Raw genomic sequence first — 19,877 nt, forward strand, 5'->3', positions numbered from 1 at the left:
CCGGCCGCCCGGCATGCCGGACGGGTCACCCGGACGAGTGAGCGCCGGTGATCATCAACGGTCTCACCCCGACGTGCCCTCGGCGAGCCCCCGCGGCGGCTCCCAGGAGCAGGCCGCGGTCGCGCCCGAGGTGAGCCCCCAGGGGCTCGGCACCTCCTGCTCGTCCTCGTCCTCCCCGCCCTGGACCGGCAACCGGTCGATCACCGCGACCAGCGCGGGCGGCAGCCGGGGTGCCAGGCCCCGGTGCACCCTGGAGAGGACGTCGCGCCGTACGTCCTCCGGCAGCAGCGGCCGGGCCCCCGGCGGCGGCTGCGGCCCTGGCGGGTGTTCGGCCGCGGCCAGTTGCTCCGACCAGGCCCGCCAGTAGTCCGCGTCGTCGGTCTCGCCGAGCCTGAGGTGGTGCAGGTGCAGGCAGTACGCGGCCGTCCCGCTGCCCGAGCCGGCCGCGAAGCGCCACCAGAACTCCGCGCCCTCCTCGTTGCCGGTGGCGTACAGCAGCGCGCCGAACACCTCAGCCCCCTCGGGCTGGATCCGGCGGGCGTCGACCAGCAGGTCGAGGCCCCGGGAGGCGCACGGCGCGCCGAGCACCAGGGCGACCACCAGACCGAGTTCGAAGGAGGCCTGCTCGTGCTCGGAGGGCAGGTGCGCCGGGGCCGCCGTCAGCCTGGCCTGCCGCAGGGCCGCGATCCGTTCGGCGTTGGCGCGTTCGGGCCGGGGCACGTGGAAGGCCGTGCGCCCCCCGCCGGCGGCGCACGCCCCACCCGATGCCCCGTCCGGGCGGTCGACGGTCACAGTCCGTCTCCGTCGTCCGGCAGTTCGCGCACGCCGAGGCGGCGCGCCAGTCGTTCCCGGGCGTGCCGGAGGTTGGAGTGCACCGTCGCCACCGGCCGTCCCAGGTAGGCCGCGATCACCTTGCTGTGCAGACCCAGCAGGTACCGCAGGATCACCACGTCCCGCTGGCGGTCCGGCAGTTCGAGGATCGCCGCGTACAGCCGCACCTCGTCCGCCTCGCTGTGCAACAGCCCGCTGGCGACCTGCTTGAACGCGCCGATCACGGCGGCGAAGGTGACCGCCTCCACCTCCACCGGCTCCTCGGCGGCGACCCAGTCCGCGACGTGCCGGGTGACCAACCGCCAGGCGTACGCGGCCGGTTCCTCGAACCGCAGCACCTGCGGCCAGCAGCGGGCCAGGTCGGCCTTGACCGCCTCGACCACCAGCGCGGCGTCGCCCTGACTGCCTATCCGGGTCAACGCGAGGGCGTGCCAGGCTGGTTGGTGCGTCTCGCAGAAGGCGGCATAGGTCAGGTCCAGGCGCGGACCGGCCTCCACCGCGGTCGGCTGCCCGGGCCATGCGGCGTCGGTGCCCACCGCCTCCCCTTCCCGGTGCGTGCGCACGGGAGCGCCCCTGTCGATCGTCATCGAGCCTGCTTTCCGTGGCCGCCGGCTGCTCGCCGCGCCACCCGAGGGTCGGGCTGTCTGCGCCCATCCTCATCACGTCGGGCCCGTCACTCCAGGCTGTCCTGCGAATACGGATTGTCATCCGATGTGATCCGGCCACCGGTTCGGCCGGGGCAGGCACGGCTGTTCGGGCCGTCGGGAGGGGCGATTGGCCCCCGGGCCCGCGGGGCAGCAATCGGACGGTGTCCGTCCTGGCGAGGAGAAGCGCGATGAGCCTCTACGACGGGGTCGACCTGCGGCTGAACGTGCCGCACTCGGCCCGGATGTACGACTACTACCTCGGCGGCTTCACCAACTTCGCCGCGGACCGCGAGGCCGCCGGGCACGCCCTCGCCGTCGCGCCGTGGCTGCGCCACGCCGCCCGCGCCAACCGCGCCTTCATGCACCGCTCGACCCGCGCCCTCGCCCGGGCCGGGATCGACCAGTTCCTCGACATCGGCACCGGCATCCCCACCTCGCCCAACCTGCACGAGGTCGCCCAGGGCGTCGAGCCGCGCGCCCGGGTCGTCTATGCCGACAACGACCCCATCGTCCTGACCCACGCCCAGGCCCTGCTGACCGGCACGCCCGAGGGCCGCACCGCGTACATCGAGGCGGACGTCACCGACCCCGTCGGCCTGCTGAACGCCCCGGAGCTGCGCGCGGCCATCGACTTCGGCCGTCCGGTCGCGCTCTCCCTCAACGCGCTGCTCCACTTCGTCCCCGACGCCCGCGGCGCGTACGAGCTGGTCGAGCACCTCAAGTCCGTCCTCGCCCCGGGCAGCGCGCTGGTGATGACCCACCTCACCGCCGAGTTCGCCCCGGCCGAGATCGGCCGGGTGGTCGGCGTCTACGAGGCGGGCGGCACCGCCCTCCAGGCCCGCAGTCGGGCGGAGTTCGCCCGGTTCTTCGACGGCTGGACACTGCTCGCCCCGGGCATCGTCCCCACCCCGCACTGGCGGCCCGCGCCCGGCGAGGCGGCCGTGTCGGCCTCCGACGCCTCCGCGTACGCGGCCGTGGCGCTGCGGCCCTGAGCCGGTCGGCGGGCCTGCCCGCCGCTTCCTCTGCTTCCTCTGCTTCCTTCCGCTTCCGCGCCGCTCGTGTCCGGTCGATGAGTTGCCGACGAACCGTTCCGGACGGTCGGCGCGTCCTGTCCGTCGAAGGACGCGGCGCCGCAAGCCGCGCGATCCGGAGAGGGGAACCATGTACGCGAAGCCTTCGGAGCCCGGGCGCAGCCGCCGCTCCGTCCTGGCCCTCGGCGTGGGCGCCGCGGCCGTCGCGGTCGCGGCGTCGACCGGCGGAACGGCCCACGCCGCAGCGGAGGACGGCATCCAGCGCTCGCTCGCCGCGCTCGAACAGCGTCACTCCGCCCGGCTCGGCGTCTACGCCCGCAACCTCGCCACCGGCCGGACGGTCCGTCACCGGGCGGGCGAACTCTTCCCGATCTGCTCGGTGTTCAAGACCGTCGCCGTCGCCGCGGTGCTGCGGGACCTCGACCGCGACGGCGAGTTCCTCGCCAAGCGCATCCACTACACCCAGGCCAATATCGAGCGCGCCAAGGGCGCGCCCGTCACCGGCCTGCCCGCCAACCTGGCCGCCGGCATGACCGTCGGAGAGCTCTGCGCGGCCGCGATCGACCACAGCGACAACACCGCCGGGAACCTGCTGCTGCGCGAACTCGGCGGCCCGACCGCCGTCACCCGCTTCTGCCGTTCGATCGGCGACCGGACCACCCGGCTGGACCGCTGGGAGCCCGAACTCAACACCGCCGAGCCGGACCGCATCACCGACACCACCACCCCGCAGGCCATCGCCCGGACCTACCGCCGACTGGCCCTCGGCGACGCCCTGCCGCCCGGGCAGCGCGCACGCCTGCTGACCTGGCTGCGCGGCAACACGACCAGCGTCCACCGGTTCCGCGAGGGCCTGCCGCAGGACTGGGCCCTCGCCGACAAGACCGGCACCGGCAGCCACGGCACCACCAACGACGTCGGGATCGCCTGGACCCCGGCCGGCGACCCGGTGGTCCTGGCGGTGCTGACCACCAAGCCCTCCGTCCCGGCCGCCCCGATGGACGAGCCGCTGGTCGCCGGGACCGCCGCGCTGCTGGCCGCCGCGCTCGGCTGACCCGCGCGCCGCGGGCCGCGGGCCGCCGCGCCGCCCGGCCGAGCGCCGCGGCGGCGTTCGCGATCAGGGTGCGGGCGGGCCCGCCGGCCTGCCCGCACCGGCCACACCGGCCCGTCCGGCGGCTGCCGCTGCTTCCGCCGCCCGTGCGCCCCTGCCCGTGTGCCGGTGCCGACCGCGCGTCTCCGCCGCCCGCGCGTCTGCGCCACCCGTGCGCCCCCGCCGCCCGCGCGTCTGCGCCACCCGTGCGCCCCCGCCGCCCGCGCGTCTGCGCCACCCGTGCGCCCCCGCCGCCCGTGGGCTCAGACTGGTGGGTGACCGATGCTGCCGGCGAGGCTGGGAGAGGCATGCTGCTGGGACTCACCACCGCCCTGGTCGCCACCGTCTGCTTCGGCTTCGGGGCGGTCGCCCAGGCGCGCGGAGCGCGGTCGGCGCCGCGGGCGGACCGGGTGCGGGCGGGGCTGCTGGCCGCGCTGCTGCGGTCCTGGCAGTTCATCCTCGGCACCCTGCTGGACATCCTGGGCTTCGTGCTGAGCATCGTCGCCCTGCGCAGCCTTCCGCTCTTCCTGGTCCAGGCCGTCACCAACGCCAGCCTGGCCGTCACCGCGCTGGCCGCCGTCTGGCTGCTGGGCGCCCGGCTGGGCCGGAGCGACGTCGCGGGGATCCTCGCCGTGGTCGCCGGCCTCTCCCTGCTGGCCCTCGGCTCCGGCGAGGAGGGCCGCGAGTACGCCCCGGCGGCCTTCCACTGGGCGCTGCTGGCCACCACCGCCGTGATGCTGCTCGCCACCCTCGTCCTGGCCCGCCGGGACGGCACCGCGGCGGCGGCCGGGCTCGGGCTGCTGGCGGGCGTGGGCTTCGGGATCACCAGTCTGGCGGTACGCGTCCTCGACACCTCGGGCTTGGCCGGCGTCCTCACCGACCCCGCCGCCTACGCCCTGGCCGTCGGCGGCCTCGGCGGCTACCTCGCGTACGCCCTGGCCCTCCAGCGCGGCACGGTGACGGCCGCGACCGCCGCCGGGACGGTGGCCGAGACCTTCGGCCCGGCCCTGGTCGGAGTGCTGTCGCTGGGCGACGCCGCGCGTCCGGGCTACGCCTGGTGCGCGCTGACGGGCTTCGCCGTCGCGGTGGGAGGAACGTTCCTGCTGTCCCGGTTCGGCGAACTGGAGGGCGAGTCCGCGGAGCCGTCCGCCCGGCCGGCGGACGCCCGCACCCAGCCGGTCGTACCACCCCGGTAGCCCGGACGGCTCTGCCGTGCGAAGGTGACTTGCCGGACAAAACGGACGGCGGATCGCCTACGGAGCGGCAGGTGCGCGATGGCGGAGGAAGCCCAGCCCGGAACCCGACGGCCGGGAACGACCGGCCGGCCCGTCGTGCTGATCACCGGCGCCTCCTCCGGCATCGGACTCGCCACCGCCACCCGCCTGGCCGACGCCGGGTGGCACACCCTGCTCTCCGGCACCGATCGCGCCCGCCTCGACGCACTCGCCGAGCGCACCGGCGGCAGCGCCCTGCCCGAGGACCTCAGCAAACCCGACGGCCCCGCCCGGCTCGCCGAGGCCGCGCTCGCCGAGACGGGGCGGGTGGACGCGCTGATCGCCAGCGCCGGCCTCGGCTGGCGCGGCCCCTTCGCCGAGACCCCCTCCGACACCCTCGACCGGATGATCGAGGTCAACCTCGCCGCCCCGCTGCGGCTGGTCCGCCACCTGCTGCCCGGCATGCTGGAGCGCCGCCACGGCCGGATCGTGCTGCTCGGCTCGATGGCCGGGCAGGTCGGCGTGCGCGAGGAGTCGGGCTACTCCGCGACCAAGGGCGGGCTGGCGATGTTCGCCGAAAGCCTCTGGTACGAGCTGCGCGGCACCGGGGTCGGCGTGCGCCTGGTACTGCCCGGCGCGGTGGACACCCCGTTCTTCGACCGTCGCGGCACCCCGTACCAGCGCGCCCGGCCGCGCCCCGTCCCGGTGGAGCGGGTCGCCGACACCGTCCTCGCCACCATCACCACCGGGCGCGACCGCCTCTACGTCCCGCACTGGCTCGGCCTCCCGGCTCGGATCCACGGCGTCGCACCCGGCGTGTTCCGGCGGATGGCCTCCCGCTTCGGATGACCGCCCGGGCGGCCACGGCGCTGGCCGCCGCGGCCGGCGCCCAGTTCCTGCACCTCGCCCCGGCGGCCGTCCGCCTCCCACCGGTGCGCCGCACCCTGGCCCGCCGCACCGCCGGGTACGGCACCGACCCGCGCCACCTCGCGCTGACCTTCGACGACGGCCCGGACCCGCGCAGCACTCCGTACGTCCTCGACGCGCTGGACGAACTCGGCGTCCGCGCCACCTTCTTCCTGCTCGGCACGATGCTGGAACGCGCCCCGGCCCTCGGCCGCGAGCTGGTGCTGCGCGGCCACGAGGTCGCCGTGCACGGCTGGCACCACCGGCAGCAGTGGTACCCGGCGCCCGCCCGGGACCTGCGCGAACTGCGCCGCGCCACCGAGGCGGTGGCCGCTCTCTGCGGCGCCCGCCCGGTCTGGTACCGCCCGCCGTACGGCGTGCTGACCGCCGGCCCGGCCCTCGCCGCCCGCCGACTCGGCCTGCGCAGCGTGCTGTGGACGGCCTGGGGCCGCGACTGGACGGCCGAGGCCACCGGCGAGTCGGTCTACGCCACTGCCCGCCCCGGACTCACCGGCGGAGCGACGCTGCTGCTGCACGACTCCGACTGCACCTCCGCCCCCGGCTCCTGGCGCGCCACCCTCGCGGCCCTCCCGCTCATCGCCGCCCACTGCCGCGCCCACGCCCTCACCCTCGGCCCGCTGCGGGACCACGCCGTCCCGCCCGTTGCCCTCCGGCCGGTCCGGCTGGGACGATCGGTACGCCGCGCCCCCCGCAGGGGCGGGCGCGCCGACGACGGGGGAGACGACCATGCCTGATTGGACCGGCGGACTGGCCCACGCGATCGCGGCCACCGGCCTCGCCGCCGCGGCCCTGGCCGGGGCGACGGCCGCGCACGACGGGAACAGCCCGTCCGCCGGGGCGAGCGCGATCGCCCAGGACAACCCGAAGCACGTCACCACCGGCGCGGAGCCGGACGACGGCGCGCTCCTCCTCCCGGGCGCGTCGAGCGGTCAGTAGGCGAGCGGGCCAGTAGGAGCGTGGGCCGCAGCAGTCACGCGAACGACGGCCACCGGTCGGCGGCCCACTCCCGCCAGTCGACCCAGCCGGGCGGCGGGCCGGCGACCCTGCGGCCCTCCAGCTCCGCCGCGTCGGGCTCCTCAAAATGCGCCCGCCCGTGCAGAATGTCGGCCTCGGACATCGGCAACGTCTCCTCGGGCGTGGTCGCCCAGCGGTGGGCGATACGGGCGCGTTGGGTCTCCTCGTCCACCGGCAGGTAGACCATGCGGAAGCACGCCTTCTCGGCCTCCACCAGCCAGCAGATCGCAGACCGTTCGTCCCGTGACCAGCAGCCGTAGTCCACGACGACGTTGGTGCCCAGTTTCACCGCCTCCAGGGCGAGCCAGAGCATGCGCCCCTCCAGCACGTCGCGCTTCCCGTCCGCCTCCGCAGCGCCGAACAGGGGAATCATCCAGTCGTCGGGCGTCAAGCGCAGCGCGCCGTGCTCCGCGGCGAGCTGCCGAGCCCGCGTGGTCTTTCCGGCCCCGGGCAGGCCGACCATCAGGAACAGCGTGGTCACACCCAGATCCTGGCAGGGAAGCCCATCAGGCGACCACCCTTTTATCCGCCCGATCACAGGCTGAGCCACAGGCGGAGGGGACCACGGTGACAGTGCCGTGGATCGTCACCTCATCCGCCGGACAGGACCTGGGCGGACGGGCGGTAGGCGGCGGGGAACCGGGGCTCGCTAGCCGAGCCCCGCCCGCTCCAGCGCCGCCCCGAAACCCTTGCGCCACCCCTCCGGCGAGGCCCCGGCCGACGGCTGGGGCTCCGGCCGGCCCAGCGCGGCGAGCGCGTTGCGGACCACCTCGGCCGGCCGGGCGGTGGCGACGTCGGCGTGGCCGAGTTCCAGCTCGTGCTGGAGGTTGTCCCGACCGTGGCCCTGGACGACGTCGAGCAGCAGCAGCCGCCGCCCGAGCGCCCGGGCCTCGCTGCAGGTGTCGCCGGAGCTGGTGACCACCAGGTCCGCGGCCGCCATCAGCGCGGGGATCCGGTCGGTGTGGCCGAACGGGTGCAGCCGGGGCCGGCTGCGGGCGGCCGCCCGCAACCGCTGTTCCAGTTCGCCGTTGCGCCCCGCCACCGCGAGCACGTGCGGCCCGGCCGCGGCGAGCGAGGCGGCGGTGCGGGCGATCGGCCCGAGCCCCCAGGAGCCGGACATCAGCAACACGCAGTCGGCCTCCGGCGGCACGCCCAACTCGGCGCGTGCCGAGGCCCGGTCGGGCGGCCGGTAGAACGGCCGGCGCAGCGGCGCGGGCACCACCAGGATCTCCGCGTCCGGGCGGTAGCGGCGCACCGCGCAGGCGGCGACCTCGGAGGTGACGAGGAACAGGTCGGTGCCCTCCTGCACCCACAGCCGGTGCGGCGTCACGTCCGTGCAGAACACGAAGTGCCGGAAGCCGCGGTCGTGCAGTTGGTTGACTGCCGAGGTGGCGGTGGCGAACACCGACACCACCAGCTGGGGGCGCTGAGCGGTGATCAGCTCCCGCAGCGCCGGGACGAGCCGGGCGCGGGCCGCCGCGTCGGCGAGCAGGGCGAGCCGCGCCCCCGGGCGCAGCGCGGAGAAGTGGAAGGCGTCGTAGACACCGGGCAGGTCGAGCAGGCGGCGGAAGACGGCCTCTCCGGCCGCGCCCGAGCGTTCTCCGAGCAGGGCCATCGCGTCCACGGTGCGGGTGGTCCAGCCGCGTTCCCGCAGGGTGTCCGCGCAGGCCTGGGCCATCACGTCGTGGCCCTGGCCGAGCGAGCCGGAGACCAGCAGGGCGTGCGGCATCGGGGCGGCCCCGGTCAGCCGGCGGCGGGCGTGGCGGCCCAGGCGCGGTACCAGTCGGCGTACCGGCGCACGCCGTCGGCGAAGTTGGTCCGGGGGGACCAGCCGAGCAGCCGCTTCGCCTGGGCCGAGGAGATCCGCCGTCCGGCGTAGTCGGCCTTGCGGCCGTCGATGTGCTCGATGGTGACCGGCCCAAGCAAGCGGTCGACGGTGTCGGCGATGTCGCGCACCGAGACGGCCGTGGAACCCTCCAACGCGAAGGTCTGGTCCTCGGCGGCGGGGGAGAGGGCCCGGACGTGGGCGTCGGCGAGGTCCTCGACGTACACGAAGTTGCGGCTCTGCCGCCCGTCCCCGGCGATGGTGATCGGCCGGCCGGCCAGCGCCGCCTGCACGAACCGGGCGACCACCAGCTCGTCGCGCATCCTCGGCCCGTAGGGGATGCCGTAGCGCAGGATGGTGAAGTGCTGCCCGTACAGCTCGCGGTAGCTGTGCACCAGCATCTCGGCGGCGAGCTTGGTGGCCACGTACAGGTGCCCGCTGTGCTCCAGCTCGATCGGCACGTGCTCGTCCAGCTCCTGCTCCCCGCCGTCGAGTTGGTCGTCGGCGAGGGCGGCCCCGTAGACCCACACGGTGCTCGCCAGGACGGTCCGGCTCAGGCCGCTGCGCCGGGCGGCCTCCAGGACGGCCTCGGTGCCGTCGATGTTGACACGCACGGCCCGGACGGGGTCGGCGCTGACCTGTTCGACGTCGGCCATCGCGGCGAGGTGGTAGACCACCTCGCTGCCGGCCAGCGCGGAGGTCAGCGCCGGGAGGTCGAGGACGTCGATCCGGGCGTGTTCGGCGTCCGGGTTGAGGTACTGGTCGGTGGTGTCCACGGCGAGGACCTCGTGGCCGGCCGCGATCAGGTGGTCCACGACGTGTGAGCCGATGAACCCGCAGCCACCGGTGACGGCTATCCGCACGGTCTTGCTCCCTTCGCTCCGGCTACCCGGCCATCCGCCGGTGCACCGCCGAGACGGCCTCGATCACCAGCTCCGCCTCGTCCTCGGTCATGTCGGAGTGCACCGGCAGGCAGACCTGCCGGGCGCACACGTCCTCGGCCACCGGAAGGGGACCGTTCCGGTACGGGGCGAACACCGGCTGCAGGTGCAGCGGCAGGTCGTACACCTCGCCGGACAGCCGCACTCCGTACTCCTCGGCCACCGCCCGCTTGAACGCGGCGCGGTCGACGCCGGGCGCCAGCAGCGCCACGTACTTGTAGTAGTTGCCGCGGCAGCCGGGCGGTTCGAGCACCGGCTCCAGTCCGTCCACGGCGGTCAGCGCGGCGTCGTACCGGCGGGCGACGGCGCGGCGGGTCTCGATGAACTCCTTGAGCCGGCGCAGGTGCACCGCACCGATGGCCGCGTGCGGCTCGCTCATCCGCCAGGAGTAGCCGAGCCGGACGTGGTGGTTGGCGCCGAAGGAGCCCTTGCCCTGGTCGCGGTAGATCCGGGCCTCGTCCCGCAGCTCCGGCGACTCGGTCAGGATCATCCCGCCCTCGCCGCTGGTGGTGACCTTGGTCGGGTAGAAGGAGAAGGCCCCGGCCAGGCCGAAGGTGCCGGCGGCGCGGCCGTCGTGGCTGCTGCCGTGGGCGTGCGCGGCGTCCTCGATCAGCGGGACGCCGCGCTGGTCGCAGAGCGCGCGCAGGGCGTCCACCCGCGGGGTGACCAGGCCGCCGATGTGGACCAGGACGACGGCCGCGGTGTCCGGGGTGAGGGCCGCCGCCAGCGTCTCGGGGGAGAGCGCGAGGGTGGCCGGGTCGACGTCGGCGAAGACCGGACGGCCGCCCGCGTGCACCACCGCACCGGCGGTGGCGTAGAAGGTGACGGCGGGGACGACCACGTCGCGGCCGCGGACGTCGACGGTGCGCAGGATCACCTCCAGCGCCGCCGTTCCGCTGCTCATCGCCACGGCGTGCGAGGCGCCGTGCTCGGCGGCGAAGGCCTGCTCGAAGCGCTCGGTCCACGGCCCGAGGGTGAGCGCACCGGTGGTGAGCATCTCGGTCACGGCGTCGGCGACGGCCGCGCGGTCGTTCTCGTCGAACACGATGCGGGCGGCTGGAACGCCCATGTGGCACCTCCGGCGGCGGGCTGGGGTCAGCACCGATCGGGACGGATCCTCCCGAACCGTACGGAAACGGTCGGGCCAGGCACATCACGCTACTGCGCCCGGGCGGCCCCGGCCCGTCGTCGCCCCCGCACGGGTGATGCCCGGCCGCTCCGGGCTGCTCCCGCCGCGGACCGCCGCCCCGTCCCGTCCGCCGCCGGAAGGAGTGCCGACTGCTCCCGGCGCAGGGCGTGCGCTCCTCCGTACGGGGGAGCGCCGTACTGCGTCCGCAGTACGCAAACGGCCTGCGCTGGGACGACGACGGAGCAGGGGGCCGCGATCAAGGATTGGCCATGCTGCGGGCGGACCAGGTCCGCCTCTCGCGAACCCGTGCCCGAACCCGTCCCCGAACCGTCTCCGAACCGTCTCCGAACCCCGATCCACCGAAGGAGTCCGCTCTCCCGTGGCCACGTTCCTCTACCGCCTGGGCCGATGGGCCTTCGTCCGGCGCCGGCTGGTGACCTTGCTCTGGGTCGCCGTGCTGGCGCTGTGCGGAGTCCTCGCGGCCAAGGCGCCCGCCGCCCCCGACGACGGCTTCTCGATGCCGGGCACGGAAGCGCAGAAGGCCTTCGACCTGATGAACGAGCGCTTCCCCGGCGGCCACGCCGACGGGGCCTCGGCGCGGCTGGTGTTCGTCGCGCCCTCCGGTCAGAAGATCACCGCCCAGGGCAACCAGCAGGCCGTGGAGAAGACGGTCGCCGAGCTCGCCCACGCCGAGCAGGTCACCGGCGCGGTGGACCCGTTCAGGACCCAGGGCGCCGTCTCCAAGGACGGCACCACCGCCTACGCGACGGTCAACTACGCCGTCAAGGCGGGCCACCTGTCCGAGGGCGCCACCGACGCGCTCCAGCAGGCCGCCCGGCACGGGCGGGCGGCCGGGCTCACGGTCGAGGTCGGCGGCAACGCCCTGATGGCCAAGCCCGAGACGGGCGGCAGCAGCGAGGCGATCGGCATGGCGCTGTCCGCCGTCGTGCTGGTGATCACCTTCGGTTCGCTGGTCGCCGCCGGCCTGCCGCTGCTCACCGCCGTGATCGGCGTCGGCCTCGGGATGGCCCTGATCACCGCGCTCGGCAGCACGCTCGGCCTCTCCTCGACCACGGGCACCCTGGCGATGATGCTCGGCCTCGCGGTCGGCATCGACTACGCGGTCTTCATCGTCTCCCGCTACCGGGCCGAGCTCGCCGAGGGCCGCAGCCCGCAGGAGGCGGCCGGGCGGGCCGTCGGCACCGCCGGCTCCGCGGTGGTGTTCGCCGGGCTCACCGTGGTGATCGCCCTCGCCGGGCTCTCCGTGGTCGGCATCCCGATCCTCGCCAAGATGGGCATGGCCGCCGCCGGCACCGTCGTCATCGCCGTGCTGGTCGCGCTGACCCTGGTGCCGGCGCTGCTCGGCTTCATCGGCCGCAGGGTGCTGCCCCGCAAGGTCCGCAAGGCCGAGGGCGGGCTCCGGTCGGCAGGGGCGAAGGAGAACGGCGGCGCCCGCTGGGCCCGCTTCGTGCTCCGCCGCCCGCTCGCCGTGCTGGTGCTCGGCGTGATCGGCCTCGGCGCGCTCGCCGCCCCCGCGCTCGACCTGCGGCTCGGCCTGCCCGGCGACGAGGCCAAGCCGACCTCCACCACCCAGCGCCGTGCCTACGACCGGCTCTCCGAGGGCTTCGGCCCCGGCTTCAACGGCCCGCTGACCGTGCTGGTGGACGCCAAGGGCACCGCCGATCCCAAGGCCGCCGCGGCCGAGGTCGCCAGGACCGTCTCCGGGCTGCCCGGCGTGGTCGCGGTGACGCCGCCGATCTTCAACAAGGCGGGGGACACCGCCCTGGTGAACGCCGTACCGGCCACCGGCCCGGCCGAGGCCGCGACCAAGGACCTGGTCCACGCCATCCGCGGCCACGCGGCCGGTTTGAAGGCCTCCACCGGGGCGACCGTGCTGGTCAGCGGTACGACGGCGATGAACATCGACGTCTCGCAGAAGCTCACCGACGCTCTGCTGCCCTACCTCGCGGTGGTCGTCGGCCTCGCCGTCCTGCTGCTGCTGGTGGTCTTCCGCTCCGTCCTCGTGCCGCTCAAGGCCGCGCTGGGCTTCCTGCTCTCGGTGGCCGCCGCGCTCGGTGCCGTGGTCGCGGTGTTCCAGTGGGGCTGGCTGGCCGATCTCATCGGCGTGGAACAGACCGGTCCGGTGATGAGCATGATGCCGATCTTCATGATCGGTGTGGTCTTCGGGCTCGCCATGGACTACGAGGTGTTCCTGGTCACCCGCATCCGGGAGGCCTTCGTGCACGGCGAGCAGCCCGGTGAGGCCATCGTCACCGGCTTCCGGCACAACGCCCGGGTGGTCACCGCCGCCGCCTTCATCATGATCGCCGTCTTCGCGGGGTTCATCGGGATGAGCGAGCCGATGATCAAGATGATGGGCCTCGGGCTCGCGGCGGCCGTCGCCTTCGACGCCTTCGTGGTCCGGATGACCATCGTCCCGGCTGTCCTCGCCCTGCTCGGCCGCCGCGCCTGGTGGCTGCCGCGCCGGCTCGACCGCCTGATACCGGACGTCGACGTCGAGGGCAGCAAGCTGCACACCGTCGCCGCTGAACCTGCTCCGGTCCGAGAGACCGTCACCGTCTGATCCCGGTGCCGCCCGGCCCGAACGGGCTCCGCCCGCGCCGCCCGGCGCCCCCGGCTCGCCTGCTCCGCTCGGCTCGCCAAGGCGGCCGGGCGGAGCGGGCGGCGACGGGGCTCTGCGGGCCGCTGCCCGAAGCCGTTCGGGCCGGGCCCTGCCCCCGCTAGGGGAGCGGCCCGGCGGCGGCCGGCCCGGACACCGGTTCGACCCCAACCGTTACCGTTGCTGTTCGGGCCGCCGCTCGGCGGCGGCCCCCAGCGGCCCGCCGCGCCCCGCCCGGGCGCGGCGCGGCACGAGAACTGGCGGAGCCCGGCCGAGGGTGCGGCCAGGGCCCCGACCGGAGGCCCCCGACCGGAGAGCACGACCATGAGCGACACCTGGCAGCGCCTGCGCCGCGACCACCCCCGGCTGCTCGACGCCGTCGGCGGCGCGGCGCTGATCGCGGTGACCGCCCTCGGCGCCACGGTCGACCAGACCGGTGGGCACCTCACCCGACTCGACCCGGCCACCGGCGCCCTCGCGCTGATCGCCGCCGGCGCCGTCTTCCTCCACCGCCGCCACCCCCGCGCGGTGGTCGCCGTCACGCTGCTCTGCACCATGCTGCTCACCCTGAGCAGCCCCCGGCTCACCCCGATGCTGGCCACCCCCCTCCTGCTCGCGCTCTACTTCCTCGCCGTCCGCACCGACCGCGCCACCGCCCTGCGCGCCTCGATCGTCACCGCCGTCCTGCTCACCGGGACGACGCTGCTCTTCGGCCACGGCGGCGCGATCGGCGAGCGGATCGGCGTCCTCGCCTGGGCCCTGCTGCCCGGCGCACTCGGGGACTCCATCCGCAACCGCCGCGCCCAGCTCGCCGAGATCCGGCAGCGCGCCGAACACGCCGAGCGCACCCGCGAGGAGGAGGCACGCCGCCGGGTCGCCGACGAGCGCATCCGGATCGCCCGGGACCTCCACGACGTCGTCGCCCACCACATCGCCCTCGCCAACGCCCAGGCCGGCATCGCCGTCCACCTCATGGACAGCCACCCCGTCCAGGCCCGCGAGGTGCTCAGCCACATCACCGACGCCACCGGCTCCGCCCTCCAGGAGCTGCGGGCCACCGTCGGCCTGCTGCGCCGGGCCGAGGAGCCGGCCCCGCTGGAGCCCACCCCCGGGCTGGACCGGCTGCCCGAGCTGGTCAACACCTTCGAGCGGGCCGGCCTGAGGGTCCGGCTCACCGTGGAGGGCGAGCCCCGCCCGCTGTCGCCCGGCGTCGACCTCACCGCCTTCCGGATCCTCCAGGAGTCGCTGACCAACGTCGCCAAGCACGCCCACGGCGCCGACGCCGAGGTCGCCCTCTCCTACAGCGGGAGCCGGGTCGCCGTCAGCGTCGCCAACGGCCGCCCGCCCGCCGCCGGCCGCGTCCGCACCGTCCTGCTGCCCCGGCCCGCCCCCGGTGAGAGCGGCTTCGGCCTGATCGGCATGCGTGAGCGGGCCGCCGCGGTCGGCGGCCGGCTCACCGTCGACCGGCGCCCCGACGGCAGCTTCCTCGTCCTGGCCGAACTGCCGCTGCGCACCGGCGCCCGTGACGACGGCGCCCGTGACGACGGCGCTCGTGACGACGGCGCCGGTGCGGACGGCACCGCCGGGCAACCCGGCCGGGCCACCCGTCCCGAGCCTCGGCCCGAGCCCGGCGGCCCGGCGCGCCCCGCCCGCGCCACCCGGCGGGACTGCCCGCTGCGGCCCGACCGCGGCGCCGCCCGGACTGACCGCGCCGCCCAGGCCGATCGCGTCGCCCGGAGCGATCACGCCGATCGCGCCGACCACACCGCCGGCTCGACGCGCTCCACCGGGACCGGCCTCCCCGTTCCGCCCGACCGCACCGCCCCGAAGAACCAGGACCCTGCATGACCATCCGCGTGTTGCTCGCCGACGACCAGGCCCTGCTGCGCGGAGCCTTCCGCATGCTCATCGACGCGGAGGAGGACATGGAGGTGGTCGGTGAGGCCGCCGACGGCCGCGAGGCGGTGGAGCTCGCCCGGGCCACCAAGCCGGACATCGTCCTGATGGACATCCGGATGCCCGGCGCCGACGGCCTCGGCGCGACCGCCGAGATCTGCGGCGACGCGGAGCTGTCCGGCACCCGGGTCCTGATCCTCACCACCTTCGAGATCGACGAGTACGTGGCCCAGGCGCTGCGCGCGGGCGCCGGGGGCTTCCTCGGCAAGGGCGCCGACCCCAAGGAACTGCTCGCCGCCGTGCGGACCGTCGCGGCGGGCGACGCCCTGCTCTCGCCCGCCGCGACCCGCGCGGTGATCGACCGGTTCCTCGCCCAGCCCGGGCCGGCCGCCGCCGAGGCCTCCGCACGGCTCGCCGTGCTGACCGCCCGCGAGCGCGAGGTGATGTCGATGGCCGCCACCGGGCTCACCAACGAGGAGATCGCCGAGCGGATGTTCGTCAGCCCGTTCACCGTCCGCACCCATGTGCACCGCGCGATGGCCAAGCTCGACGCCCGCGACCGGGCCCAACTGGTCGCCATCGCCTATCAGTCCGGGCTGGTGCCGCCCGGCCGCCCGGCCTGAGCGCGATCGCGCCCGCAGCCCGCAGCCCGCAGCCCGCAGCCCGCAGCGCGAAGCCCGCAGTCCGAAGCCCGCGACAGGCCGGGCGCGCTGAGCGTCCGTCACATCGCTAACGGGCCTACCGCCCTGGGGACCGGCCTGCCCGAAACGACCTCCGAACTGATGTGTCAGCCAGTAGTCTGCCGGTGACTCAGAATGAGGAGGGTGTTCGTGGAAACCAAGGACACGGCCGGCGAGGTGCGGGTTCTCCAGCCGTTGCCCGGGCGTACGGAGGACGGGTCGCAGGCGTTCGAGCTGCGGCTCGCGCGACTGCTCCTCCTGTTGGGGGTCGAGGTGGCACCGGGCGCGGACTACCAGGGCGCGGCCCGGTGGGAGGTCCACAAGGCGCTCGCCGGGCGTTCCGAGCTGCCCGAGGAGTACTTCGAGGCGCTCATCGAAGCCGCAGTCCACGACCCCAATCCGAGCTTCAACCGCCGCTTCGTCGAACCCGCCCTGATCGCCTTCGGCCAGCGCCGGGTCCGCCAGGCCCTGCTCGAGCGCCTGCGGACGGGCACCGATTCGGAGCGCGCCGGCGCCGCTCGGGCCTGGTACTGGACGGCCCTGTCGGTCGCCGGCGGCCGCAACGCGACCGCCGACGAGGGCGCGGCGGTCCGGGACAGCTGGAACGCGGCCGCGCTGCGGGAGTTCGTCGCCAACGAGGACCTCGACGTCCGCCGCTGCATCCTTCCCGGGCTCCCGCTGGTGCCGCGCGCCTACCCGGCGGAACTGCACCCCCTGGTCGAGGTGGCCGTCTCGATCGCCCGGTCGCACCCGGACGAGTACCTCCGCCACCGCGCGGAGATCCAGACCGGCCTGTGAGCCGGCGGTCCCGCCGAGCCGGCCCGTCCCGCCTGGCCGCTCCGCCCGCCCGGCCGCTTCGCCCGGCCGCCCGGCGAGGCAAGGCGAGGCGGTCGGCGGCGCGGGCCGGGCCGGGCCGGGCCGGTGGCGAGGGCTCGGTCAGCCGGTCTTCACGGTGATGTCGCCGATGTCCGTGCCCAGGTCCAGCTTGTACGCGCCGTTGGGGTCGTTCTGCACGCCGATGTGCTTCTCGCCGATGTCCGTCCCGGCGCTGACGTGGTAGGAGGCGGCCGGCACGGTGAGGTGGATCTCGCCGTTGGAGGTCCTGGCCTTGACGTCCTGGGCCTTGCCCGGGGTGAGGGTGATCCCGCCGTTGTCGGTCTTGGCCTGGATCCGGTCGCCCTTGAGCGAAGTGCCCTTGATCTCACCGTTGTTGGTGCGCACGTCGACGCCCCCGGAGGCCTGGTCGACCGAGATGTCACCGGAGTCGGTGTGCACCGACACCTCGCCGACCTGGGAGAGGTGGACCCCGCCGGAGGAGGTGCCGCCGCTGACCGGCAGGCCCGGCGGCACCTCGACGGTGTAGTCCACCGAGCAGTTGCGCCCGCAGCCGCCGAGCACCAGCACCCCGCCCTCGACCCGGGTGGTCGCGCCCGGCTTGTCGCTGCGGTACTCGATGCTGCGGTGCACGGAAACGCCGCCGGCGCCCGGCTTGCCGCGGACGGTCACGTCCCCGGAGGAGTTGTCGAGCTTCACGGCGGTGATCCTGTCGGTGACGGTCGCGTCGTCGCTGAACTTGGTGCCCACCGGGTTGCAGGCGGTGAGCGCCCCGGCGGCGAGCCCGGCGAGCCCGGCGACCACGACGGCCCCGGCGTAGCGGCGGAAGTGGAGCATGGTGTTCCCCCCCATGTCATGCGCGTTCGTCGCGTGATGGCCCCGTATGACCGGCCCTGTCCCGAGCCGTCCCCACGACGGTAGCCGGGAGGCACCGGCCCGGTCGGTGGTAATAACCCCCCAATCCGCTGCCTTCCGTCGGCCCGGGGAGTCCCGGCCGCCGAGGCCGGGGTGGCCCCGGATGTCCCGTTCGTCGCGCCGCCGGGCCCGTACCGGAGCAGGATGGAAGCTCCGGGCTGTGCAGCCGCGGCAGACGCGACACGGGAGGTTCGAGGCCGTGGGGATCGCTATGGCAGACATCCGAGAGTGGCGCGGCCACCATGTGGTCGACGAGAAGGGCCACCGCATCGGCACGCTGGAGTCGGTCTACGTCGAGACGTCCACCGACGAGCCGTTCTTCGCCACCGTGACGGTCGGGGTGATGGGCCGACGTCGCCTGGCCTTCGTCCCGTTGGAGGGAGCGGTGGTCGGCCCGGACTACGTGCGGGTGGCGTACCCGAAGAGCAAGGTCAGCAAGGCCCCTGCGATCGGCACCGACGACATCCTGCCGGCCACCGACGAACCCGAGGTCTTCGCCTACTACGAACTGCCCTACGCGCCCGGTGCCTCGGGAGAGCGCCGGCTGGCCCGGCGCTGATTCGCGGCGGGCGGGGCCGCGACGGATCGTCCGTCGCGGCCCTTCGGCCTGCCCCGGTGGTCTGACGGCGCTTCCGCCACGGTGTTCCCGAACCGCCCGATGCTCCGTCACGCGGCGTTCACGTCCCGGTCGCTGGTCTTCGGATGAATGAGGGGCGCCCACAGTTGTACAGCCAACTATGGGCACTCTCCCCTCCCAGCCTCCGTGACCAGCCGCGCGTGGCCCCGGTACCCGTCCCCCGGCGGACCGTGCCCCGGCGGCGGACAGGACTCCCGTGGCCGCAGGCAGCGCCCTGACCCTGACCTCGTCCAGCAGCCCCGCCGAAGGCGACCGGCTCAGCTTCCACTGGACCACCGACACCCCCGACGCCAAGAACTGGGTCGGCATCTACGACGGCAGCCGCCGGCCCGGCACCGGTTCCTCACTGCTGTGGAAGTACACCCCGGGCACCTCCGGCGACGTCCAGCTCGACACCTCCGCGCTGACCGGCGGCCCGTACACCGCCTACCTGCTGGCCAAGGACGGCTACGGCGTCCTGGCCCAGACGGCCCCGTTCAGCTTCCGCCCCAAGCCCGCGGTCGTCCGCCCGCACGCCGCTGTCGACTCCTTCACCGCCACCCCCGTCGCCCCGGGCGCGGCCGTGCGGATCAAGCTGGGCGGCCTCTGGTGCCGCCCGGCCGGGAACGCCGCCGGCTCCGCGAGCTACCGCAAGATCGGCGGCGCGGCCTGGGCGTCCGTCGACGCCGCCGGCACGCTCACCGGCACCGCCCCCGCCACCCCGGGCCGGAACCCCGAGGTGGTCGTGGTCGGCGTCAAGGACAGCACCGGCGCCACCGACACCCTCACCGTCCTCGTCCCGGTCGCGGATCCGGCGGCCCCGCCCCGGCTCAAGGCCGCCAGCTGGAACCTGCACGACGCGGGCGCCGCCTACGGCGACGCGCTGGAGAAGCAGCTGCGCGTCGTGCTCGCCCAGGGGCTGGACGTGGTCGCGCTCCAGGAGACGGCCGGCGAGCGGGCCAGGACGCTGGCCGACGCGCTCGGCTGGTACGCCCACCAGAGCGCCGGCAGTGTCGGCATCCTCAGCCGCCACCCGCTGACCGACCTCACCCCGGCCACCGCCGAGCTGCCCGCCCTCGCCGCCACCGTCCAACTCCCCGGGGGACGCAGCGTCCGCTTCTGGGCCGCGCACCTCGACGAGACGGGCTACGGCCCGTACGCCGTGCAGGACGGCAGCAGCGCCGACCGAATCACCGCCGCCGAGAACGCCTCGACCCGGCTGAAGCAGGCCGAGGCGCTCGCCGACGCGGTGCGCGCGGACCTGGCCCGGCACCTCCCGGTGGTCCTCGGCGGCGCGCTCTCCTCGCCCTCCCACCTGGACTGGACGGCCGCCACCGCCGCCGCCCACAACGGCGTCGGGGCCCTCAACTGGCCGGTCACCGCGGCCCTGCAGACCGCCGGGCTGACCGACAGCTTCCGCGAGGAGAACCGCGACCCGGTCAAGCACCCGGGCACCACCTGGTCACCCACCCGCAAGCGGCGCGGTGACCGGCCGGAGCCGCAGGACCGCATCGACTACGTCCAGTACGCCGGCCCCCTGAAGCTGGTCGAGGCGCACACCCTGGTCGCCGACTGGCCGCAGGCCGAACCGAACTCCGCGGTCAACGAGTGGCCCTCGGACACCGCCGCCGCCGTCGCCACCTTCCAGCTCTGAGAGGCCAGTCCGT

At 75.1% G+C, this 19,877-nt stretch carries 19 protein-coding genes; 12 read left to right on the forward strand and 7 right to left on the reverse strand.

Annotated elements, in window-relative coordinates:
• Window positions 1–63 precede the first annotated feature (63 nt).
• Window positions 64–792, reverse strand: a complete 729-nt coding sequence (locus ACGF07_RS23175; protein WP_392901645.1) for a hypothetical protein — start codon at window positions 790–792, stop codon at window positions 64–66.
• On the reverse strand, window positions 789–1,418 hold the full coding sequence (locus ACGF07_RS23180; RefSeq protein ID WP_392901647.1) for an RNA polymerase sigma factor: 630 nt from the start codon (window positions 1,416–1,418) through the stop codon (window positions 789–791). The genes ACGF07_RS23175 and ACGF07_RS23180 overlap by 4 nt, the downstream gene beginning before the upstream one ends.
• Window positions 1,419–1,666: 248 nt before the next feature.
• On the opposite strand from ACGF07_RS23180, the gene ACGF07_RS23185 reads away from it, so the two are divergent.
• From ACGF07_RS23185 to ACGF07_RS23210, 6 genes are all read left to right on the forward strand, one after another.
• The gene (locus ACGF07_RS23185; protein ID WP_392901649.1) at window positions 1,667–2,470 is read left to right on the forward strand and encodes an SAM-dependent methyltransferase; all 804 of its coding nucleotides are present in this window, start codon (window positions 1,667–1,669) and stop codon (window positions 2,468–2,470) included.
• A gap of 169 nt (window positions 2,471–2,639) precedes the next feature.
• A complete protein-coding gene (bla, locus tag ACGF07_RS23190; protein WP_392901651.1) occupies window positions 2,640–3,563 on the forward strand; it encodes a class A beta-lactamase in 924 nt (307 codons plus the stop codon).
• A 344-nt stretch (window positions 3,564–3,907) separates the two neighbouring features.
• Complete coding sequence (locus ACGF07_RS23195) at window positions 3,908–4,795, forward strand: hypothetical protein (RefSeq protein ID WP_350738508.1); 888 nt, start codon at window positions 3,908–3,910, stop codon at window positions 4,793–4,795.
• Between the two features lie 78 nt (window positions 4,796–4,873).
• Window positions 4,874–5,662, forward strand: coding sequence for an SDR family NAD(P)-dependent oxidoreductase (locus ACGF07_RS23200; RefSeq protein WP_392901653.1), 789 nt, complete (start codon window positions 4,874–4,876; stop codon window positions 5,660–5,662).
• The gene (locus tag ACGF07_RS23205; RefSeq protein WP_392901655.1) at window positions 5,659–6,474 is read left to right on the forward strand and encodes a polysaccharide deacetylase family protein; all 816 of its coding nucleotides are present in this window, start codon (window positions 5,659–5,661) and stop codon (window positions 6,472–6,474) included. The genes ACGF07_RS23200 and ACGF07_RS23205 overlap by 4 nt, the downstream gene beginning before the upstream one ends.
• Window positions 6,467–6,676, forward strand: coding sequence for a hypothetical protein (locus tag ACGF07_RS23210; protein ID WP_392901657.1), 210 nt, complete (start codon window positions 6,467–6,469; stop codon window positions 6,674–6,676). Before ACGF07_RS23205 ends, ACGF07_RS23210 begins: the two co-directional genes overlap by 8 nt.
• Window positions 6,677–6,710: 34 nt before the next feature.
• On the opposite strand, the gene ACGF07_RS23215 is transcribed toward ACGF07_RS23210, so the two are convergent.
• From ACGF07_RS23215 to ACGF07_RS23230, 4 genes are all read right to left on the reverse strand, one after another.
• Window positions 6,711–7,235 (reverse strand): AAA family ATPase, encoded by a 525-nt coding sequence (locus tag ACGF07_RS23215; RefSeq protein WP_392901659.1) that lies wholly within the window; start codon window positions 7,233–7,235, stop codon window positions 6,711–6,713.
• Window positions 7,236–7,403: 168 nt separating this feature from the next.
• Window positions 7,404–8,483 (reverse strand): hypothetical protein, encoded by a 1,080-nt coding sequence (locus ACGF07_RS23220; protein ID WP_392901661.1) that lies wholly within the window; start codon window positions 8,481–8,483, stop codon window positions 7,404–7,406.
• Window positions 8,484–8,497: 14 nt separating this feature from the next.
• Window positions 8,498–9,442, reverse strand: coding sequence for an NAD-dependent epimerase/dehydratase family protein (locus ACGF07_RS23225; protein ID WP_350738526.1), 945 nt, complete (start codon window positions 9,440–9,442; stop codon window positions 8,498–8,500).
• Between the two features lie 22 nt (window positions 9,443–9,464).
• On the reverse strand, window positions 9,465–10,589 hold the full coding sequence (locus ACGF07_RS23230) for a DegT/DnrJ/EryC1/StrS family aminotransferase (protein WP_392901663.1): 1,125 nt from the start codon (window positions 10,587–10,589) through the stop codon (window positions 9,465–9,467).
• Window positions 10,590–11,028: 439 nt separating this feature from the next.
• Here ACGF07_RS23230 and ACGF07_RS23235 point away from each other — a divergent pair, with 439 nt between their 5' ends.
• From ACGF07_RS23235 to ACGF07_RS23250, 4 genes are all read left to right on the forward strand, one after another.
• Window positions 11,029–13,233, forward strand: coding sequence for an MMPL family transporter (locus ACGF07_RS23235; protein ID WP_392901665.1), 2,205 nt, complete (start codon window positions 11,029–11,031; stop codon window positions 13,231–13,233).
• Between the two features lie 360 nt (window positions 13,234–13,593).
• A complete protein-coding gene (locus ACGF07_RS23240; protein WP_392901667.1) occupies window positions 13,594–15,117 on the forward strand; it encodes a sensor histidine kinase in 1,524 nt (507 codons plus the stop codon).
• Window positions 15,114–15,788, forward strand: a complete 675-nt coding sequence (locus ACGF07_RS23245; protein WP_392901668.1) for a response regulator — start codon at window positions 15,114–15,116, stop codon at window positions 15,786–15,788. The genes ACGF07_RS23240 and ACGF07_RS23245 overlap by 4 nt, the downstream gene beginning before the upstream one ends.
• A gap of 207 nt (window positions 15,789–15,995) precedes the next feature.
• Complete coding sequence (locus ACGF07_RS23250; RefSeq protein ID WP_392901670.1) at window positions 15,996–16,643, forward strand: hypothetical protein; 648 nt, start codon at window positions 15,996–15,998, stop codon at window positions 16,641–16,643.
• A gap of 138 nt (window positions 16,644–16,781) precedes the next feature.
• Here the strand turns inward: ACGF07_RS23250 and ACGF07_RS23255 are convergent, their stop codons facing one another.
• Window positions 16,782–17,531: a DUF4097 family beta strand repeat-containing protein gene (locus tag ACGF07_RS23255; protein WP_392901672.1), complete on the reverse strand. Its 750-nt coding sequence runs from the start codon at window positions 17,529–17,531 to the stop codon at window positions 16,782–16,784.
• Window positions 17,532–17,805: 274 nt separating this feature from the next.
• Between ACGF07_RS23255 and ACGF07_RS23260 the strand changes: the two genes are divergently transcribed.
• On the forward strand, window positions 17,806–18,153 hold the full coding sequence (locus ACGF07_RS23260; RefSeq protein ID WP_350738547.1) for a PRC-barrel domain-containing protein: 348 nt from the start codon (window positions 17,806–17,808) through the stop codon (window positions 18,151–18,153).
• 274 nt (window positions 18,154–18,427) lie between these two features.
• On the forward strand, window positions 18,428–19,864 hold the full coding sequence (locus ACGF07_RS23265; RefSeq protein WP_392901674.1) for an endonuclease/exonuclease/phosphatase family protein: 1,437 nt from the start codon (window positions 18,428–18,430) through the stop codon (window positions 19,862–19,864).
• The last annotated feature ends 13 nt before the right edge of the window (window positions 19,865–19,877 follow it).

The organism is Kitasatospora sp. NPDC048194 (assembly GCF_043202455.1).
GTDB lineage: Bacteria > Actinomycetota > Actinomycetes > Streptomycetales > Streptomycetaceae > Kitasatospora.